Source organism: Paraburkholderia sp. RL18-085-BIA-A, assembly GCF_046027075.1.
Classification (GTDB): domain Bacteria; phylum Pseudomonadota; class Gammaproteobacteria; order Burkholderiales; family Burkholderiaceae; genus Paraburkholderia.
Genome location: NZ_JARESU010000438.1, coordinates 1 through 1,281, shown reverse-complemented (window position 1 = coordinate 1,281; position 1,281 = coordinate 1). Strand labels below are relative to the sequence as shown.

Below are 1,281 nucleotides of genomic sequence, written 5' to 3'. Positions count from 1 at the left end.
GGCTTCGTAGGGCAAGCCGACGTAGTTTTCCGCAATCGTGGTCAATCCGGCCTGAGAGCTCGTCAGATAGTCCCGCTCGACTTCCTGGATCTTGCGGCTGAACGCGTCGCTGTCGGGAAATTCGTGCAGCAGTGAAGTCATCGACCACGAAAAGCGGACAGCCTTCCAGACCCGACGCAAGGCGATATTCGAATATCGCGCCAGCAGATCCGTGCGGCGTTCGCGGTAGGTCCTGATCAGGATTCGATACAACGTGCTCACGTCGCTCGCGGCAAGATTGAGGCCTTTGGCTCCCGTGGGCGGCACGATGTGCGCGGCATCGCCGACCAGGAACAGGCGTCCATACTGCATCGGCTCGGCGACGAAGCTGCGCAGCGGCGCAATGCTCTTTTCGAGCGAAGGCCCGGTGACGAGCTGATCGCCGAGATGATCGGGCAGGCGGTTCTTGAGTTCGTTCCAGAATCGTTCGTCGGACCAGTCCTCGGCCTTTTCGGTCAAGGGCACCTGCAGGTAGTAACGGCTACGGGTGCGCGAGCGTTGGCTGCACAGCGAAAAGCCGTTCGGATGATGCGCGTAGATGAGTTCGTGATGGACCGGCGGGGTATCGGACAGCAGGCCGAGCCAGCCGAAGGGGTAGATGCGCTCGTAGACATTCAGGGCCTTGGCGGGGATCGTTTGCCGCGAGACGCCATGAAAGCCGTCGCAGCCCGCCACGTAATCGCAGTGCAGCGTGCGCCGCTCACCGTTCCTCTCGTAGGTCAGGTACGGGGAGTCGCCGGTAATGTCGTGAATTTGGACATTTACTACGTGATAAATGGTCGTTGCATCCGACCGCGCGCGCGCTTCCATGAGGTCTCGCGTGACTTCCGTCTGGCCGTAGACGGTGACGGTTTTGCCGTCCGTCAAGGCCTTCAGGTCGATGCGTACGCGCCGGCCTGCGAAGGCGAGCTCGATGCCCTCGTGCACGACGCCATCCTGATCCATGCGGGCGCCGACCCCGGCTTCGCGCAGCAGATCGACCGTGCCCTGTTCGAGCACGCCGGCCCGGATACGCCTCAGAACGTGCTCGGGCGATTGCCGTTCGAGGATGACGTTGTCGATTCCGGCTTGCGTCAGCAGCTGGCCCAGCAGCAGGCCGGAAGGACCTGCGCCGATAATGGCGACTCGGGTTTTCATTGCGTGCCTCCAGGTCTTTACCGCCTCGTGCGAATGCGATGGACACGACGTTCCGGTTTCTGATGTCCGAATTCTTTAGCACGGCGGATCTGACGGGAAGGGAGG

1 protein-coding gene is annotated in these 1,281 nt (G+C 61.9%); it reads right to left on the bottom strand.

The features are described from left to right. The coding region (gene pobA, locus P0D89_RS53080) for a 4-hydroxybenzoate 3-monooxygenase (RefSeq protein ID WP_408379652.1) at window positions 1–1,176 on the bottom strand (1,176 nt) is incomplete at its 3' end. Between the last annotated feature and the right edge of the window lie 105 nt (window positions 1,177–1,281).